20 protein-coding genes are annotated in these 17,885 nt (G+C 40.7%); all 20 read right to left on the minus strand.

Annotated elements, in window-relative coordinates; translation table 11 throughout:
* Nucleotides 1–4 precede the first annotated feature (4 nt).
* Nucleotides 5–433 (minus strand): flagellar basal body-associated protein FliL, encoded by a 429-nt coding sequence (fliL, locus tag MHH40_RS02575; protein ID WP_050945046.1) that lies wholly within the window; start codon nt 431–433, stop codon nt 5–7.
* The gene (locus MHH40_RS02580) at nt 430–645 is read right to left on the minus strand and encodes a flagellar FlbD family protein (protein ID WP_034620035.1); all 216 of its coding nucleotides are present in this window, start codon (nt 643–645) and stop codon (nt 430–432) included. Before MHH40_RS02580 ends, fliL begins: the two co-directional genes overlap by 4 nt.
* Nucleotides 646–682: 37 nt before the next feature.
* Nucleotides 683–1,474: a flagellar basal body rod protein FlgG gene (flgG, locus tag MHH40_RS02585; RefSeq protein ID WP_017359086.1), complete on the minus strand. Its 792-nt coding sequence runs from the start codon at nt 1,472–1,474 to the stop codon at nt 683–685.
* 17 nt (nt 1,475–1,491) lie between these two features.
* Nucleotides 1,492–1,938 carry a flagellar hook assembly protein FlgD gene (flgD, locus tag MHH40_RS02590; RefSeq protein WP_050945047.1) on the minus strand — a complete coding sequence of 149 codons (447 nt, stop codon included), beginning with the start codon at nt 1,936–1,938 and terminating at the stop codon, nt 1,492–1,494.
* Nucleotides 1,938–3,263: a flagellar hook-length control protein FliK gene (locus tag MHH40_RS02595; RefSeq protein ID WP_050945048.1), complete on the minus strand. Its 1,326-nt coding sequence runs from the start codon at nt 3,261–3,263 to the stop codon at nt 1,938–1,940. The genes flgD and MHH40_RS02595 overlap by 1 nt, the downstream gene beginning before the upstream one ends.
* Nucleotides 3,264–3,962, minus strand: coding sequence for a MotE family protein (locus tag MHH40_RS02600; RefSeq protein ID WP_050945049.1), 699 nt, complete (start codon nt 3,960–3,962; stop codon nt 3,264–3,266).
* 12 nt (nt 3,963–3,974) lie between these two features.
* On the minus strand, nt 3,975–4,418 hold the full coding sequence (fliJ, locus tag MHH40_RS02605) for a flagellar export protein FliJ (RefSeq protein WP_034620036.1): 444 nt from the start codon (nt 4,416–4,418) through the stop codon (nt 3,975–3,977).
* An 8-nt stretch (nt 4,419–4,426) separates the two neighbouring features.
* On the minus strand, nt 4,427–5,743 hold the full coding sequence (gene fliI, locus MHH40_RS02610) for a flagellar protein export ATPase FliI (protein WP_003212478.1): 1,317 nt from the start codon (nt 5,741–5,743) through the stop codon (nt 4,427–4,429).
* On the minus strand, nt 5,740–6,504 hold the full coding sequence (gene fliH, locus MHH40_RS02615; protein ID WP_003212485.1) for a flagellar assembly protein FliH: 765 nt from the start codon (nt 6,502–6,504) through the stop codon (nt 5,740–5,742). The genes fliI and fliH overlap by 4 nt, the downstream gene beginning before the upstream one ends.
* Nucleotides 6,497–7,513, minus strand: coding sequence for a flagellar motor switch protein FliG (fliG, locus tag MHH40_RS02620; protein WP_003210883.1), 1,017 nt, complete (start codon nt 7,511–7,513; stop codon nt 6,497–6,499). Before fliG ends, fliH begins: the two co-directional genes overlap by 8 nt.
* A gap of 11 nt (nt 7,514–7,524) precedes the next feature.
* Nucleotides 7,525–9,117: a flagellar basal-body MS-ring/collar protein FliF gene (gene fliF / locus MHH40_RS02625; protein ID WP_034619909.1), complete on the minus strand. Its 1,593-nt coding sequence runs from the start codon at nt 9,115–9,117 to the stop codon at nt 7,525–7,527.
* A 49-nt stretch (nt 9,118–9,166) separates the two neighbouring features.
* Nucleotides 9,167–9,484 carry a flagellar hook-basal body complex protein FliE gene (fliE, locus tag MHH40_RS02630; RefSeq protein ID WP_003212183.1) on the minus strand — a complete coding sequence of 106 codons (318 nt, stop codon included), beginning with the start codon at nt 9,482–9,484 and terminating at the stop codon, nt 9,167–9,169.
* An 11-nt stretch (nt 9,485–9,495) separates the two neighbouring features.
* Entirely contained in the window at nt 9,496–9,948 is a 453-nt protein-coding gene (flgC, locus tag MHH40_RS02635) for a flagellar basal body rod protein FlgC (RefSeq protein WP_012009953.1), read from the minus strand.
* Nucleotides 9,948–10,337, minus strand: a complete 390-nt coding sequence (gene flgB, locus MHH40_RS02640) for a flagellar basal body rod protein FlgB (RefSeq protein WP_012009952.1) — start codon at nt 10,335–10,337, stop codon at nt 9,948–9,950. The genes flgC and flgB overlap by 1 nt, the downstream gene beginning before the upstream one ends.
* Before the next feature lie 286 nt (nt 10,338–10,623).
* Entirely contained in the window at nt 10,624–11,403 is a 780-nt protein-coding gene (gene codY, locus MHH40_RS02645) for a GTP-sensing pleiotropic transcriptional regulator CodY (RefSeq protein ID WP_003210838.1), read from the minus strand.
* A 34-nt stretch (nt 11,404–11,437) separates the two neighbouring features.
* Nucleotides 11,438–12,838, minus strand: a complete 1,401-nt coding sequence (gene hslU / locus MHH40_RS02650) for an HslU--HslV peptidase ATPase subunit (protein WP_003211907.1) — start codon at nt 12,836–12,838, stop codon at nt 11,438–11,440.
* A 16-nt stretch (nt 12,839–12,854) separates the two neighbouring features.
* A complete protein-coding gene (gene hslV / locus MHH40_RS02655; protein WP_003211247.1) occupies nt 12,855–13,400 on the minus strand; it encodes an ATP-dependent protease subunit HslV in 546 nt (181 codons plus the stop codon).
* Between the two features lie 14 nt (nt 13,401–13,414).
* Nucleotides 13,415–14,332, minus strand: a complete 918-nt coding sequence (xerC, locus tag MHH40_RS02660) for a tyrosine recombinase XerC (protein ID WP_003211704.1) — start codon at nt 14,330–14,332, stop codon at nt 13,415–13,417.
* A gap of 62 nt (nt 14,333–14,394) precedes the next feature.
* Complete coding sequence (gene trmFO / locus MHH40_RS02665; protein ID WP_003212444.1) at nt 14,395–15,699, minus strand: FADH(2)-oxidizing methylenetetrahydrofolate--tRNA-(uracil(54)-C(5))-methyltransferase TrmFO; 1,305 nt, start codon at nt 15,697–15,699, stop codon at nt 14,395–14,397.
* Between the two features lie 70 nt (nt 15,700–15,769).
* Nucleotides 15,770–17,845: a type I DNA topoisomerase gene (gene topA / locus MHH40_RS02670; RefSeq protein ID WP_003212237.1), complete on the minus strand. Its 2,076-nt coding sequence runs from the start codon at nt 17,843–17,845 to the stop codon at nt 15,770–15,772.
* Nucleotides 17,846–17,885 lie beyond the last annotated feature (40 nt).

Below are 17,885 nucleotides of genomic sequence, written 5' to 3' on the forward strand. Positions count from 1 at the left end.
GCCTCTATTGCAGATTAAAGGAGGTTATATATACTTCTTTCACCTTGCCATCTTGCAAATAGTTATTCACTTTGTTTTTAACTAGTGCTTTAAAATGTTCTCTGCCTTTTTTGCCATCAAGTTCATCTGCATTTGTGTCTGATAAAATGTCAATTACGGCGTCTTTCACTTGAAAACTTCTTTTCTCGAGCTCTTCTTTTGCTTTTTCAGAGTCTGTTTCAATATTCAATACAAGTTTGACCGCATTTCCTTCAGACTTTAAATTGGTGATAATCTCAGGAATTTCAACAGAAGCTTTTACGACTTCATCTGCTGTTGGCTCTTTTTCAGCTTTTGCTTCTTCTGAACCATTCAACAGAAAAATGATGCCTGCTCCTATTCCGCCGATGGCAATAATCATGATTAGCATTACTACGACTAATTTCTTCTTCATTCAAATTCCTCTATTCCTTGATTCAATGAAATGACTTGGATTTTTCTGTAGAAAGAAATGATTTTCTCTTGAAGCTGCTCTTCATTTTCTTTCACAACGAATTTCTTTCCATTGGCTAATGTAATGGTCGTGTCTGGAAAGCTTTCGATTTGCTCGATATGGAGAGCGTTCAGCATAAATCCTTTGCCATTCAATCTTGTCACTTCGATCATATTAAGCAGAGAAGCGATCATCCGCTCCCCCTACCTCCTATCGTTTCAGATTCACAAGCTCTTGCAGGATTTCATCAGATGTTGTGATCGTCTTTGCATTCGATTGGAATCCACGCTGCGCGATAATCATTTCGGTAAACTCGTCTGTTAAATCAACGTTTGACATTTCAAGTTTCCCTGTTTGGACGACGCCCGTTCCTTGTTCACCTGGTACGATTGGATTACTTGGAGCACCTGAGCTTAACGTTTGGCGGTAAAGGTTGTCACCAACTTTGTCTAGCCCTCCTGCGTTACGGAAAGATACGAGTGATATTTGACCAACGGTTCTTGATACATTGTTTTCAACAACCGAAATCGTTCCATCTGGACCAACACTTACACTTGAAACACCGTCTGGAATCGTTATCTTTTGTCCATTCATTCCAAGTAGATAATTTCCATCAGGGGTGACTAAGCTTCCCTCTGAATCAGTGTCGAAATTTCCTGTTCTTGTATAAAGAACTTCTCCTTGAACTTCAATACGGAAAAACCCATCTCCATTGATATAGAAGTCGTAAGGTTCATTTGTATTTTGAGAAGATCCCGCTGACATAATTTTATCGATTGAAGATAAAGATGACCCTAAACCAATTTGCTTTGAGTTGATTGAACCAGAGTTGTTCGTTGGCCCACCAGAACTTCCAATGGTTTGGCTGACCATATCTTTAAAAGTGATACGGCTTTTTTTGTATCCGTGTGTGTTGACGTTGGCTACGTTGTTGGCTACAACATCTAATTTTGATTGGAAGTTTTTCATTCCACTAATTCCTGAGTAAAGTGAGCGTAACATTTATTTTCCTCCTCGAATTACTTCGTTTTTTCTCCAACTGCTGTAACATCCCAAGGGCTGATTTTCGTTCCATCTTCTAAATATAGGAAGTATTCATTGTTTATGTTTTTAACAGATTTCACAGTGCCTGATATCTCTTTATCATCCAATTTGCCCGATACTTCTTTACCGATCCACCCTACATACGTCGTAAACGGATCTTGGTGTGCAACAAATGTAGACATGAGCTGATTCAGCTTGGTGATCGAATCGTTCATATTGGTTTGCTGTTCTAAAGATGAAAATGTTGCAAGCTGTGTGACAAACTCACGGTCATCTAGTGGGTTTGTCGGATCTTGGTTTTGAAGCTGTGTGAGCAAAATTTTCAAGAATTGATCTTTGCCAAGCGTATCTGTTTTCTTTTCTGCTTTTGAAGAAGTGTCTGTTTGTGCGGCTATTCTATTTGTAGCATCAACTGTTGCCATTAGATCTCCTCCTCTTCTTCATCTGACCCAACAAGAGCATCCAGTACATCTTGGAATTCTGCTTCCTGTTCATCAGTCTGCTGGGAATTCTGTCCTTTTGACTGCTGCTGCTTGTTTTCTTCGTTAAATTGTTGTCCAAATAACGGCTGCTCATTTGATTGAAGCGGTATATGGAAACGGTCCACTTGAACCGACATATTCGGAAGCGCCTGCTTGAGCTGCGGAAGGTGATGCTCTAGCAGTTCTTTTGCTGCCTGTGTCGAAGCTGTAATTTTACTCGCATACATACCATTTTGCTTCGTCAGCTGAATCGTGATAAATCCGAGATTTTCTGGATTTAACCGAACTGTAAAGCGCCCACTTGAGTTGCCAAATGGCGTGAATTTCATTTGCTTCCACGTATTTAGAATTTGCTGATCAACCGTTCCCGGCTTTTCATCAGTTGTTTGTGTCTGCTGAACAGGAGCTGCTGATTGCAGTTGAAAAAACTGCTTATGACCTGGCAACAGCGTATGAGTGATTGTTTTTTCAGAAGCAGGTGCAGCAGTGCTTTGTCCTTTGACAACTTCCTTTTTGATGAGCCATTCAAGAGAGTTAGCCCCTTTTGCAGGAGTAGCAAGAGTAGATTCTTGTCTTGGAGAGACCAATTCTTTTAACTCTCCTAAAGCAATCTTCAACTCTTTGTCTGACCCTTTTGCATTTGCCATCATATGGTCGATTAACTGATTAAAGTGTTTCAGCTCACTTTGAGACATCGAATTCAGCTTTGGTGCTGAACCCTGCGAGAAAAACTGCTCTTTTACTTGCTGAATCAGTTTCTCATCTACTCCATTTTTTGAAAGAAAGTGAATGAAGTCTTGACCCTTTGCTTCAATATCTTGCACTAGCTTTGCATCAAAGCTGAGCGGCTGTTGATTGAGTAGTTGATATATGAAAAAGTGGACTTGTATGAGCTGCTCACTATGTTCAGAAGCTGACTTATCCATTTGATCACCGTAAATGGATGATTCCATTTTTTGAAATAGCTCTTCTAGTGACTTGAGATCAGACGAATCAAGCGTTTGACCTTGAAGTGTTTGAAGCGCGCTAAGAAGGTCTCCGTTGATGCCTTCTTCAGGCGATTGCATCCATTTTTCAATGATTTGCATCGCATCATTGATGGAAAGAGTGGCACCCGCTGTCTCAGCATTCACAAGGCCGCTTTGTGCGCCTGCCCCGCTAAGTAATTGTTTAAACAACCCGCTTGCAGATGCCGCGCCGCTCCCCTTTGGTCCCGAGAGACCTTGAGACGATTGCTGTAAGGCTCCAATATCCAATAGCTTCACTTATTGTCCACCCCCATTTTCACTTTCTTTTTTAGAAAGCTCTTTCGTAAACGTAGCTGCCTTCTGAGGTGTTAGTTTTGCTAATATGTCTGTTAGTTTATTTTTGCTCAGCTCTTCAAGAATCTTCAATGCCTCTTTATCACTTAATTCTGATAAAATTTTGGCAGATTTCCCTGCGTCCATGCTTTCATAGATACTGGCAATCTTCCCTTTCGGTTTCTGGTTAGAGGCTGCTGCCCCATCAGAAGTTGTCCCTGATGCATTATTACCTGATGTATCGCTTGATGAGCTGCTATTTGATGAACTGTCATCCGCTGACTTATCATTCGCATCATTTTCAGATGTTTTTTCAAGTGAACTGATTTTTTGATTCAGTCTTTTAATCTCTTCATCACTTGTTTTTAAGTCTTTTTGTGCAATTTCAAGTTCATTCTTTTGCTCTTTAATGGTCTTTTTCAGTTCCTTCAATTCTGCATCGCTTTGATTATTATGTGAAGATGACGTTTTTGAGGTGTCATCTGAACCAACCAAACTACTGACGCCCGGAATGTTTTGGAGCGGTTTCTTTAGATCAAAACCTGCCATATAAAGGATTGTGCCAGTCACTAACACAAGCACAATCAATGGGATGATGACAATAAACAAGATCCATTGAAATTTACCGCCGCTTGATTCTTTCGTTTTTTCCTTCTTAGGCATTCATCTCGACTCCTAATGTCCTTGAAACATGAATTGGCTGATAGAGATATCATCCATTTCTTTCATTTCAATGGCCTTATGTTCAAGGGAAAACTTTTCATACTGCTTTTCTTTCATTTTTTCAAACTTTTTAAACTCGATGTTTTTTTCAGTTAAATCAGATTGTTTTTCATTCATTTGATGGCGTTTCATGATCACAAGCTGCTGATAATGCTGAATGGTGTTATCTAAATTGGTCACAAATTGCTGATAATGACGCATTTCTTGAACACTCATACCACTTCTCAGCTTTTCTTCTTTGCTTTTTTCCATTAATTCTTTTTTACTCATATTTTCATAGAGCTTTTCAGCGACTTGCTCAAATGCCGAAACGGATTGTTGGTACGCTGCGAGTGACTTGTCTTTTTCACTTTCTTTCAGTTCTAAGAGCTTTTGAAATTTGTATTGATATCTCACTGTTTTTGTCAATCCTCTCTATTCATCAAACCGAGCAATACATTCACACTGTCGTCAATAGATACAGCCTCTTCTACATCCTGCTTCAAAAATGAAATCAGATGAGGATAAGCCTGCATGGCATCATCAATGTCTTTCGAGGAGCCTTTTTTATATGCTCCAATGTTAATGAGGTCTTCAGCGTTTTGATAAGTGGATAAAAGCTGGCGGAACCGGTTGGCCGCCTCCTTGTGATCATGACTTGCGATATTGCTCATAACACGGCTGATACTTTTCAGAATATTGACAGCAGGAAATTGTCCTTTGTTGGCTAAAGCACGATCAAGTACAATGTGGCCATCTAAGATTCCCCTGACTGTATCAGCGATTGGCTCATTCATATCGTCACCATCAACAAGCACTGTGTAAAACGCTGTGATGGAACCAAGCTGATTCGTTCCAGTTCGTTCAAGTAATTTTGGCAGTATAGCGAACACCGAAGGCGTATATCCTTTTGTCGTTGGCGGTTCACCAGTTGCAAGACCGATTTCCCTTTGTGCCATAGCGACCCGTGTAACAGAGTCCATCATGAACATGACGTTTTTGCCTCTGTCTCTAAAATATTCTGCAATAGCTGTTGCTGTATAAGCAGCCTTCATTCTCGTCAGTGCAGGCTGGTCAGAAGTTGCGACGACAACAATCGATCGCTTTAGTCCCTCGGTACCTAAATCCTTTTCAATAAACTCACGAACTTCCCGGCCACGCTCTCCAACAAGGGCAATGACATTGAGGTCTGCTTCTGTCTGCTTAGCAATCATCCCCATTAAGGTACTTTTCCCAACACCACTTCCGGCAAAAATTCCGATCCGCTGACCAGTGCCGACTGTAAGCAGACTGTCGATCACTCTGACACCAACGCCCATTTTTTCACGAATAGGTGGCCTGTCCATCGGGTTTGGAGGTGACTGATCTGTCGAAACAGGTGCAAGTCCCTTTGGAAGCATACTGCCGTCCAGCGGTTCACCGAAGGCATCAACAACTTCGCCAATTAACCCAGTCCCAACTTTGACCTTCAGCGACTCACCTGTCGCTTCAACTAGACTTCCTGGTGAAATATTGGATGCTTCTACATAAGGCATGAGCAGAATATTTTCATCTCTAAACCCTACGACCTCTGCTTTTATTGGATCGTGCTTACGCCCCTTTTTATGAATGAGACACACGTCTCCGATAGAACTTTCCGGCCCCTTAGATTCAATCATCAGTCCAACAACTCGATTGACTTTACCAAATCGTTTATAAGGATCTGCGGTTTCAATCGTTTCTTTTAACACATCGATGTTCATTTGTGATCACCTGAATCAATGACTTCTAGTAGCTTTTCTTTCAACTGATTCATTTGTGTATCAACACTCGCTTCCACTTTTCCAAAGCTTGTTTCTACGTAACAAGTCCCTTTTGGCGCTTTTTCATCCGAGTAAATGGCAAGGTGTGTATCCTTTTGAAGGATTCTGATTAATTCGTCTTTATACTCCATCACATGATCGTAATGTTCAGGGTCAACATAGATGGAAATATCGTCATATTCTTTCACTTCAGAAATGACCTGCTTCACGAGAGCCAAAAATTGATCTTTCGTGTCCTCAGCCGAGTACCAAACACGTTTGGCGAGTTCAAAAGCCAGTTCCACAATTTTTTCTGCGGAGCTTTCAATTTTTTCTTCGTAATCCTGCTTGGCAAGACTGACAATGTCATTTGCTTGATCAAGAATTGATCGGTACTGACTCATCGCATCTGCTTCACCCTTTTGGAAGCCATCTTGGTAACCTGCTTGTTTCGCTTCTTCAATAAGCTGCATTCTTTCTTCTTCAAAATCAGCGCGGCGCTGATTGATTTCAGCCATTGTTTTTTCAAGCTCACTATTTGCTTGTTCTACTATACGGCTTGCTTGATCTTCAGCATCACTTAGTACAAGCTGCGACACTTCTGTTTCATTGACAAGCTCTTCTTCATGATGTTCTTTTTTGAACTCCACTTGCTGCAAAGGAATCGTTTGCCGGCCTTGCTCAGGAATAACAGATGTTTCATGTTTGATAATCCTAGACAATGATATCGTCTCCTCCGCCTCGAGCTATGACGATTTCTCCAGCTTCCTCGAGTCGTCTTACGATGCTGACAATACGGGTTTGTGCTTCCTCGACATCTCTAAGCCGGACAGGTCCCATAAACTCCATTTCTTCTTTGAACGTTTCGACCATTCTCTGTGACATGTTGCGGAAGACAATTTCTTTGACCTCTTCGCTTGCCACTTTGAGTGCAAGCAATAAGTCATCATTTTCAACATCTCTGATCACGCGCTGAATCGCTCTGCTGTCAAGAGTGACAATATCCTCAAAGACAAACATACGTTTCTTAATTTCATCAGCAAGCTCAGGATCTTGAATTTCAAGAGTGTCTAAAATGGTCTTCTCGGTCGCACGGTCTACACCATTTAGTACTTCTACAACCGCTTCGACTCCGCCCGTTTGCGTATAGTCTTGCGTAAAGGTTGAAGAAAGTTTTTGTTCAAGAATGCGTTCCACTTCATTGATGATCTCTGGAGATGTGCGATCCATTAAAGCAATACGTCTCGCAACCTCTGTTTGTACTTCCTCACCTAATTCAGATAAAATCTGCCCTGCTTGAACTGGATCTAAGTAGGAAAGGATGAGCGCAATGGTTTGTGGATGCTCATGCTGGATAAAGTTTAAGATTTGTTCTGGGTCAGCCTTTCGAGCAAAATCAAACGGTTTCACTTGAAGTGAGGATGTTAATCGGTTTAAGATACTATCCGCTTTGTCCTCACCAAGCGCTTTTTCAAGCACTTGTCTTGCGTACATAAGACCGCCTTGTGATATGTAGTCCTGCGCGATGGCGATGCTGTGAAATTCTTCAATGATTTCATCTTTTTTAGCAGTATCTACACTTCGCACATTGGAAATTTCCAATGTTAATTTTTCTATTTCGTCTTCAGACAGATGTTTGTATACAGATGCTGACACCTCTAGCCCTAAGGAAATCATTAGGATTGCTGCTTTTTGTCTGCCTGTTAGTCGATTTGAATCTTTTCTCGACATGTATATTCCTCCTAATCCTCGGACAGCCAGCTGCGTAGCAATTTAGCAAAGTCTTCTGGTTTATCTTTTGCCATTTTTTCAAGCTGATTTTTCCTCACCATTTCTTCTGTTTCTGGTTCAGTGTCGATATCAGGAACATGAATTGGTGTATGTTCATCAAACTCAAACTCTTCTTCCTCTTCTTTTCTGCGTTTACGCACAAGAAGAATAATGAGAGCGATAATTGCAAGTAGTAGCACACCGCCTACAATATAAACCCAAATTGGAATATTGTTTGATGGGTTTTCTGCTGCAGTTTGCTGTTTACCGTCTAATTTTGATACAGATAAAACAATTTTGTTATCTAAGTCCGCTTGAGTGAGCGCTTGACCATTTGTGTATTCTTTATCAATTGACGTGCTAATGATCGTTGAAAGAATCTTTTTAATATCATCTTGTCTTTCAGCTGTTAAAGAGTTCACATCGTTTGCAGTTGGTGGTTCGACCAGTGCTTGAATGCCAACATCTCTAATTTTATAAGGGCTCTCTTTGATATCTTTATGAATGCGGTTGACTTCATAGTTGATACGATCTTCGCTCTTTTCGTAATCTCCGCTACCGTTCGCTCCATCGGCGCCTTGATAGTTTGTGACATCATCGTCGCCTGTTCCAGCGGTTCCACCAGCTGCTGCACCATTTCCTGAATAAGTTTCAGCAATCTTTTCAGCGCTGACAGCGATGCCTTGCATGTTTTCTTTATCAACTGGTTCTACAAGGTCTTCTTTTCTTTTCTCTTCAGTAAAATCAATGTCTGTTGTGACCGATACAGCGACTTTTTCTTGACCCATCATTGTTCCCAGCAGCTGTTGAATTTTTCTTTGAAGGTTCTTTTCGATTTCTTCTTTTTTCTGCTGCTGTGCATCCATTCCACTTGCATAGGAATCGGAACTGCTGTTTAAGTCGTAGTAGTTGGAATCTTGGTCCATAATGACAATGTTTTCTGTCTTTAAATTCGGTACACTTTTTGAAATAAGATGATAAAGGCCTTTTACTTGCTGCGGCGCGAGCGTGTAGCCACGTTCAACTTGCAGCACAATGGATGCTGATGCATTACTTTGCTCTTCTCCAACAAAAACGGAATCTTTTGGCAGGTTAATCATAACTTTTGAATCTTTGATCCCATCAATCGTGTTGATTAGATTGGATAGTTCTGTCTGAGTTGCGTCTACTTTCAGAACATCAAATTCATTATCTGTTAAACCGAAGCCGGAATTATTCGCAAAGAAGGAGTAATCAATATTCCCTGTCTTAGGGAGACCCTCAGATGCGAGTGTTACTTTTAAAGAGTCGGCCTGCTTTTCTGGAACGAGAATCGTTGTTCCATTATTCGCAAGTTCCGATTTAACGTTTTTGCCATCTAGTTCCTGTTTGATTTGCCCAGCTTCTGCCTCAGACAAATCTCTAAACAATGGAACCATTTTTTCAGAAGAAGCAAAGATGCTAACAACCGTAATAATGATTGCTAGGGCAGCAACGCCGCCAATCATAAGTATTTTTTGTAATTTTGATCGATTTCGCCAAAACTCAACTGTTTTTGTTCTTAATTGCATTAAAGTACGATTCATCTTAACCCCCGGTCATTCCATTCAGTCTTTTTTTGTCCGTCAGCACCTCCTACATCTGCATTCTCATAATCTCTTGGTACGCTTCGACCGCTTTATTTCGAAACTCCGTTGCAGCTGTGAGTGTCACACTCGCTTTTTGCGAGGCAATCATGACTTCATCGAGATTGACATCTTTTCCTTGTGCAAGTGCATTTGTATACTGGTCTGATTTAAGCTGTGATTGATTTAATGCCTCAATGGAATTCTTCAGCACATCAGAGAAATTCGTTTGACTTTTAGGTGCAGCCGCATGAACGGACGATGCATTTGTCAATTCACTTGCTTGCTGAGCAGCTTGAAGCTGGAAAGGAGATATTGCGTTAACCAATTCTTTTCACCTTACTTTCCTATTTCTAAAGCTTTCATCAACATGCTTTTATTCGCATTTAGCGCGGTCACGTTTGCTTCATATGACCTTGAGCTGCTGATGAGGTCAACCATTTCCTTTAATGGATCAACATTAGGTGTTTGAACATATCCATTTTCATTGGCATCGGGATTTGTAGGATCATATTGAAGGTTGAATGGAGTTTCGTCTTCTGTAATCTTCGTTGCTTTCACGCCGTTTCCTAATTTACCGCTCGAATTCATGCTTGAGTTTAATATAGATGAAAACGATTCACCTGACGGCTGTAATGTGACGAGCTTACGTCTATAAGGCTCCCAGTTGCCATCAACCTGTTTCGCTCTTGTTGTATCCATATTTGCAAGGTTAGAGGATACAACGTCCATTCTGAGCCTCTGTGCTGTTAATGCAGAGGCCGAAGCGTTAACGCCTGAAAAAATTGACATCACTTACCTCCTGTCAAAACTGTTTTAAGAGAATTGAATTTTCCACTCATTCTTTCAACCAACGCATTATACTGAATTTGGTTTTTAGCGAGTTCACTCATCTCTTGATCAATATCGACATTATTTCCGTTTTCTTGATATGAAGTACGGTTGCTCGAAACAACTGAATAATTAGACCCTGTTTTAGAAAAATCAATGTGACCTTGGTATGTTTTTTTAGCATCTAACTTGATCGATGCATCGTTTAGCATATCATGAAATGCGACGTTTTTCGACTTGTAGTTCGGTGTGTCTATATTCGCGATATTATTGCTTATGACTTTTTGCTTAACATTCGCTCTGCCCAAGGCATTCTCAAGGTTGCTTATCGTTCCAGAAAATATATCCAAAACCATATACCTCCAATCATATGTATTTCATTCCATTTAATCATGTCGAGATTTGTAAAACCATATGTTCATTGTAAGAAATAATAGGATTAAAGTCTATGATGTATATGTAAAAAAAACTCGTAATATATATCTATTTTACGAATAGGTATAAAGACCTAGATTCAAAGAACTAAGAATTGTAAGGGTTTTCTTGGAAAAAAGAGTGTCATTTTTCGGACAAATCCTCTTTTTTTATAAAAAAAAACCCTTTTCAGCTTGTATTTCTGCTGAAAAGGGTTTTTGATTAATGAGATTTTAAATTTTCAAGTTCAATTAAAAATTTGTTGTTTAACACTTTGATATACGTTCCCTTCATTCCAAGAGAACGAGATTCGATGACGCCTGCACTTTCTAACTTACGTAAGGCGTTCACGATCACTGAACGAGTGATTCCTACACGGTCAGCAATTTTACTTGCCACTAGAAGCCCTTCGTTGCCATCAAGTTCTTCAAAGATGTGCTCAATGGCTTCAAGCTCACTATATGAAAGAGAACTAATCGCCATTTGGACAACAGCTTTACTTCTTGCTTCTTCTTCGATTTCCTCTGATTTCTCACGAAGGATCTCCATTCCAACAACTGTTGCACCGTATTCAGCAAGAATTAAATCATCATCTTTGAATGTATCTTGCAAACGAGACAGGATTAACGTCCCTAAACGATCTCCTCCTCCGATAATTGGAACAATGGTTGTCAAACCTGATTCAAATAAATCACGGTTCTCAATCGGGAAAGCTGTATACTCACTGTTAATGTCAAGGTTTGAAGATGTTTCAGGGATGTTAAATAGACTTTTTGTATATTCTTCAGGGAACTGACGGTCTTCAAGCATTTTCTTCATACGCGGATTTTCAATCTGCTGGTTGATCGAGTAGCCTAGAAGCTTCCCTCTTCTGCTTAATACGAAAATGTTTGAATCAATGACATCTCTCAACGTTTCTGCCATTTCCTTAAAATTAACTGGTTTCCCCGCTGCATCTTGCAGCATTGAGTTAATAATCCTTGTTTTTTGTAGTAACGCCATATTAATGATCCTCCTAGATTACTTTATTCATTTGTTAAAGTATAAATTGACTTAAGTCTTTGTTATTCGCAATCTTTCCTAGCTTCTCTTCCACATACTGAGGGGTAATGGTCACTGTCCCTAGTGTAATATCAGGCGCCTCAAATGAAAGCTCTTCAAGCAGCTTTTCAAGTATGGTATGAAGCCTTCTTGCACCGATGTTATCTGTCTCCTGATTGACATGATAAGCCACTTCGGCAATCTTATGAATAGCATCGTCAGAAAATTCAAGAGATATACCTTCTGTTTCAAGTAAAGCTTTATATTGCTTTAATAATGCATTATCTGGTTCCGTTAAGATTTTCACAAAGTCTTCGATACTTAATTTATCTAATTCTACACGAATTGGGAAGCGCCCTTGAAGCTCTGGAATCAAATCTGATGGTTTTGCCATATGAAATGCACCTGCTGCTACAAAAAGCACATGGTCTGTTTTCACTGCCCCATATTTCGTCATCACAGTTGAACCTTCTACAATCGGTAAAATATCACGTTGAACCCCTTCACGAGAAACATCTGCAGATGATGCACCACCGCTTTTAGCGATTTTATCGATTTCGTCGATAAAAATAATTCCTTGCTGCTCTGCTTTATAGACAGCTTCTTGACTGACTTCATCCATGTCAATCAGTTTTGAAGCTTCCTCAGCTGTTAACGCCTTTCTTGCTTCTCTGACGGTCAGCTTTCTGCGTTTTTTCTTTTTAGGCATGAGATTGCCGAGCGCATCCTGCATGTTCATGCCCATTTGCTCCATACCCGAGCCCTGAAGCATATCAAACATGGATGGCTGCTGCTCTTCGACTTCGATCGTGACGTAATGATCTTCAAGTTCGCCCATAGCCAGTTGATGAGCGATTCGCTTTCTTGTCGATTCAAGTTCAACTTCTTCACTTGATTGATCTCGATCACGGTCATCTTCATCAGAACCACCAAACAGCATCTCAAAAGGATTTTTCACAGACTGGCTTTTTTTCTTGCCAGGAACAAGTAAATGAACAAGACGTTTATTTGCTTGTTTTTCTGCTTCTTCTTGAACGTCTTTCATCTTTTCTTCTTTGACAATTCGGATCGCTGTCTCAACTAGATCTCTGACCATCGATTCTACATCACGGCCGACGTAACCAACTTCAGTAAACTTCGTCGCTTCCACTTTAATAAAAGGCGCACCAGAAATTTTTGCAATTCTGCGGGCAATCTCTGTTTTCCCCACACCTGTTGGGCCGATCATTAAAATGTTTTTCGGAACGACTTCATCCTTTAGCTTATCATGTAAAAGGCTTCTTCTGTAACGGTTTCTTAAAGCCACCGCCACTGCTTTTTTCGCATCAAGCTGACCAATAATGTATTGATCAAGCTTTTCAACTATCTCTCTTGGGGTGAACGGCTTTTTCTCCATACGTCTCATGTCCTTTCTATTCAAGCTCTTCTAAAGTGATTTGATCGTTCGTGTAGACACAGATTTCTCCAGCGGTTTCAAGAGCTGCCTTTGCAATATCTCTTGCTGTGAGATGATCACCTGCATGTGTTTTGAGTGCTCTCCCGGCGCTAAGCGCATAATTGCCGCCTGAGCCGATGGCCAAAATACCGTCATCTGGTTCGATGACCTCTCCTGTCCCAGAGACAAGCAGGATGCTGTCTTTGTTCATAACGATCAGCATGGCCTCAAGCTGTCTAAGCATCTTGTCACTACGCCATTCTTTTGCTAGTTCTACGGCTGCCCGCTTTAAGTTACCACCATATTCTTCAAGCTTCGTTTCAAACTTTTCAAAGAGTGTAAATGCATCTGCTACTGAACCTGCAAAACCTGCAAGCACCTTGCCTCCGAAAAGACGGCGCACTTTTTTTGCTGTGTGTTTCATCACGACAGCCTGCCCGAAAGTGACTTGACCGTCTCCAGCCATCGCACTTTTTCCTTTGTGTTGAACGGCAAAGATGGTTGTTGCATGAAATGATGACATGAAAAAACCTCCTTTTAGGATCGTTTAAAAGCCCTTGGGTGATGAGACATGTACGTTTTCCTTAAAGAATCTTTTGATACATGCGTGTACACCTGAGTTGATGATAAATTCGAATGACCAAGAAGTTCTTGAACACTTCTCAAATCTGCCCCCTCATTTAAGAGGTGTGTGGCAAAGGTGTGCCTTAACATGTGAGGATGGATATGTAATGTGCCTGACGCCTTTTTCATTAGTTCAGTGAGAATGAATCGAACGCCTCTGTCTGTAAGAGGCGCCCCGCGCTGATTCAAAAACACATATGCATCAGCACGATCATTCCCCTTCGCTTTCAGCTTTAGCCTTCCATCCTCTAAATAAGTGATGAGCGCTTCATGAGCATATGAACCAAAAGGAACATACCGCTGCTTGCTGCCTTTTCCATGAACAAGCACTGTATCCATCGATAAATCAAGATCAGATTCTTTTAATGAACATAACTCACTGACCCTCATACCTGTTGCATAAAGAAGTTCTAAAATCGCTTGGTTTCTTTGCCCAAGCGGTGTGCTGACATCAGAAACTGTAAAAAGCTCTTTCAGTTCCTCTTCATACAAAAATGAAGGAATTCGCTTATCCTGCTTTGGTAAGCTAACGAGTAAAAAAGGATTTTCTTTCACAAGCTGTTCTCTTAATAGAAATTTATAAAAGCTGCGAAGCGCAGAGACTTTCTTACTAATCGTTCTTCTTGTCAGGCCTTTTTCATAAGCTTCTGTTAAATAAATTCTCGTATCTTGATAGGATACCTCTTCAAAACCGTCTATTCCTTGAACGTTCATAAATCTGACAAACTCTTCAATCGCTTCTGTATATCCTGAGATGGTTAAAGCAGAATAGTTTTTTTCAATTTGCAGATATTCAATGAATAAGTGGACAAGACGCTGTTTATTCGTCATTTTTACACCTCTTTAAGGCTTTTAAATGGTATCACATATCTTGCTTTCCGTGCAATGATTTACTACAGAGATTTCGAAATAGTTTGAATAGTTTCGATTGCGCGCTTAGCGTACTCCGCATAACGCTCTTGTTTGTTTTTAATGCGAACACCAAGATCTTTCAACAAACCAAAATTCGCATTCATTGGCTGGAAGCTTTTCTTGTTTGTCGATGTGATGTAATAAGCCATGCTGCCGATCGCTGTTTCCTCCGGAAGTGTCACAAGCTCTTCTCCTTTGACAAAACGAGCGGCGTTAATTCCAGCCACTAGTCCGGAAGCTGCGGACTCGACATAGCCTTCAACGCCTGTCATTTGTCCGGCAAAGAATAGATCTTCTCTATTTTTAAACTGATACGTTGGTTTTAAAAGACTTGGTGAGTTAATGAATGTATTGCGGTGCATCACGCCATAACGAACAATCTCTGCTTCTTCAAGACCTGGAATCAAGCGGAATACTTCCTTTTGGTCGCCCCACTTCAGATGTGTCTGGAAGCCGACGATGTTATATAAAGTGCCTGCTGCATCATCTTGTCTTAATTGAACAACAGCATAAGGTCTTTTTCCTGTTTTCGGATCTTCAAGTCCTACTGGCTTCATCGGACCAAACAACATCGTTTTCTTTCCTCTTTTCGCCATGACTTCAATTGGCATACAGCCTTCAAAGAAGATTTCTTTTTCGAACTCTTTTAATGGCACAGTTTCAGCAGAAATAAGCGCGTCGTAAAAACGATCGAATTCTTCTTCTGTCATTGGACAGTTTAAATAAGCAGCTTCTCCTTTGTCATAACGTGATTTCAAGTACACCTTATCCATATCAATGCTATCTTTCTCTAGGATAGGAGCCGCTGCATCGTAGAAGTACAGATATTCTTCACCAGTTAACGATTTTAATTCTTTTGAAAGTGCTTCAGATGTAAGTGGGCCTGTCGCAATAATTGTTGGACCTTCTGGAATGCTTTGCACTTCTTCTTGAAAAACTGTCACATTCGGGTGATTTTTTACGCGATCAGTAACGTTTGCTGCAAATTCATGACGATCTACTGCAAGCGCTCCGCCAGCAGGAACTGAGCTTTCATCTGCAGCTGCGATAATCGCTGAATCTAAATGACGCATTTCTTCCTTTAATACACCGACCGCATTTGTCAAAGCGTTGGCACGCAGTGAATTGCTGCATACAAGCTCTGCAAATTTATCTGTGTGGTGAGCTGGCGTTTGTTTGACAGGTCTCATTTCATACAAGTTGACTTTAATTCCGCGTTTAGCAATTTGCCATGCCGCTTCACTTCCAGCTAAACCTGCTCCGATCACATTTACAAATTGACTCATTGTACAACTCTCCTATTTCGTAAGTTCTGTTTGATGACATAAAAAAGCAGGTGAACAAGGTTGCTCACCGCTATTTTTGTTGTTCCTCTTTATAATCACAGTTCACACATTGAACTTGCATGCCTTTTTTCAGCTTTTTCTCTACAAGCATATTTTCGCATTTTGGACACTTTCTTTCAATCGGTTTGTCCCAAGAGACGAATTCACACTCTGGAAAACGATCACAGCCATAAAAAATGCGGCGCTTCTTAGATTTTCGTTCAACAATGTTTCCTTCATGACATGTCGGGCATTTCACACCAATATCTTTCACAATTGGTTTTGTGTTACGGCAGTCAGGAAAGTTAGAGCAAGCCATGAACTTACCGTATCGACCCATTTTGTACACCATCGGATGTCCACACTCTTCACAGTCAACTCCGGCGTATTCAGGCTCAATCTCAACTTCTTGCATTTCTGCTTCCGCTTTTTCGACCCGTTTTGCAAAGTCTTGATAGAAGCTGTCGATAATACGAACCCATTCGATCGTACCTTCTTCAACGCTATCAAGTTCTTTTTCCATTTTCGCTGTGAATTCCACGTTAATGATTTCAGGGAAGAATTCAATGATTAAGTTGAGAACAATTTCCCCAAGCTCTGTTGGGATAAACCGTTTATTATCAAGTGCGACATAGCCACGCTTTTGAATCGTATCTAATGTTGGTGCATACGTAGACGGACGGCCTATACCTAGCTCTTCAAGCGTTTTGACAAGTCTTGCCTCAGTGTAGCGCGGAGGCGGCTGCGTGAAGTGCTGTTCAGGTTCGATATCTTTTGAAAGAACCGTATCACCTTCTTTAAGATCAGGCAGCATTTTGTCCTTTTCTTCTAGCTGATCGTCTTTCCCTTCTACATATACCTTCATGAATCCAGGGAATTTCACTTTGCTTCCGTTAGCACGGAATGTAAGCCCGTTATTATCAAGGTCCACACTCATTGTATCAAGAACAGCTGGCGCCATTTGGCTTGCGACGAATCGTTCCCAAATCAATTTATACAGACGAAGCTGATCTCGGCTTAAGACATGTTTGACATCTGCTGGTTTTCTTAGCGTAGATGTCGGTCTGATGGCTTCGTGAGCATCTTGTGCATTTTCATTCTTTTTAGCGGTTCGTTTTGTTGTATTTAAGAAATTCTTACCGTATGTCTGATCAATGAAAGCAGATACTTCTTCAATCGCCGTATTGGAAATACGTGTTGAGTCCGTTCTCATGTATGTAATGAGTCCGACTGTACCTTCTTTACCAAGATCAATTCCTTCATATAATTGCTGTGCAATCATCATCGTCTTTTTCGCACGGAAGTTTAATTTTCTCGCAGCTTCCTGCTGTAAAGTAGATGTTGTAAACGGAACAGCTGGGTTGCGTTTACGCTCTTTTTTCGTCACTTTCTCTACAGAGAATTTGCTCCCTTTTAGTTTCGAAAGGATTTCTTTTACATCTTCTTTTGTTTTCAGTGGATGCTTTTTGCCATTGACGCCAAAGAAGCTCGCTTCGAAGCTTTCTTTTCCTTTTAGGAATGTACCGTCAATTGTCCAGTATTCTTCTGGTTTAAATTCATTAATTTCATTCTCGCGATCAATAATCAGGCGGAGTGCAACTGATTGAACACGACCAGCACTTAAGCCCTTTTTCACTTTCTTCCATAAAATCGGACTAATTTTATACCCAACGAGACGATCTAAGATCCGTCTTGCCTGCTGTGCATCAACTAAATCCATATTGATCATACGTGGATGCTTAAAGGAATCTTTAATAGCATCTTTTGTAATCTCGTTAAAGACAACGCGGCAGTCAGAAGAGAGGTCAAGGTCAAGGCTATGCGCTAAATGCCAAGCAATCGCTTCTCCCTCTCTATCGGGGTCAGCTGCGAGATAGACTTTCTTTACTTTTTTCGCAGCTGTTTTTAATTCTTTTAATACGGGGCCTTTCCCGCGAATTGTAATATACCTCGGTTCGAAGTCATGCTCAGTGTCAACACCAAGCTGACTTTTCGGTAAATCTCTTATGTGCCCCATTGAAGCCTTTACTTTATACTTTTTACCTAAATAACGCTCAATCGTTTTCGCCTTGGCTGGCGACTCAACGATGACTAAATAATCAGCCATACTCAAAATCCCCCTTAAGAGGTGTTCTCTCTTTATACAT

Source organism: Bacillus sp. FSL K6-2431, assembly GCF_038005165.1.
GTDB classification, from domain to species: domain Bacteria; phylum Bacillota; class Bacilli; order Bacillales; family Bacillaceae; genus Bacillus; species Bacillus pumilus.

Bases quoted from the DNA above. Each gene is read 5' to 3' on its own strand.
- fliL (WP_050945046.1), bottom strand. From the start codon at position 433: ATGAAGAAGAAATTAGTCGTAGTAATGCTAATCATGATTATTGCCATC.
- MHH40_RS02580 (WP_034620035.1), bottom strand. From the start codon at position 645: ATGATCGAAGTGACAAGATTGAATGGCAAAGGATTTATGCTGAACGCT.
- flgG (WP_017359086.1), bottom strand. From the start codon at position 1,474: ATGTTACGCTCACTTTACTCAGGAATTAGTGGAATGAAAAACTTCCAA.
- flgD (WP_050945047.1), bottom strand. From the start codon at position 1,938: ATGGCAACAGTTGATGCTACAAATAGAATAGCCGCACAAACAGACACT.
- MHH40_RS02600 (WP_050945049.1), bottom strand. From the start codon at position 3,962: ATGCCTAAGAAGGAAAAAACGAAAGAATCAAGCGGCGGTAAATTTCAA.
- fliI (WP_003212478.1), bottom strand. From the start codon at position 5,743: ATGAACATCGATGTGTTAAAAGAAACGATTGAAACCGCAGATCCTTAT.
- fliG (WP_003210883.1), bottom strand. From the start codon at position 7,513: ATGTCGAGAAAAGATTCAAATCGACTAACAGGCAGACAAAAAGCAGCA.
- fliF (WP_034619909.1), bottom strand. From the start codon at position 9,117: ATGAATCGTACTTTAATGCAATTAAGAACAAAAACAGTTGAGTTTTGG.
- flgC (WP_012009953.1), bottom strand. From the start codon at position 9,948: ATGTCAATTTTTTCAGGCGTTAACGCTTCGGCCTCTGCATTAACAGCA.
- codY (WP_003210838.1), bottom strand. From the start codon at position 11,403: ATGGCGTTACTACAAAAAACAAGGATTATTAACTCAATGCTGCAAGAT.
- hslU (WP_003211907.1), bottom strand. From the start codon at position 12,838: ATGGAGAAAAAGCCGTTCACCCCAAGAGAGATAGTTGAAAAGCTTGAT.
- hslV (WP_003211247.1), bottom strand. From the start codon at position 13,400: ATGTCATCATTTCATGCAACAACCATCTTTGCCGTTCAACACAAAGGA.
- xerC (WP_003211704.1), bottom strand. From the start codon at position 14,332: ATGACGAATAAACAGCGTCTTGTCCACTTATTCATTGAATATCTGCAA.
- trmFO (WP_003212444.1), bottom strand. From the start codon at position 15,699: ATGAGTCAATTTGTAAATGTGATCGGAGCAGGTTTAGCTGGAAGTGAA.
- topA (WP_003212237.1), bottom strand. From the start codon at position 17,845: ATGGCTGATTATTTAGTCATCGTTGAGTCGCCAGCCAAGGCGAAAACG.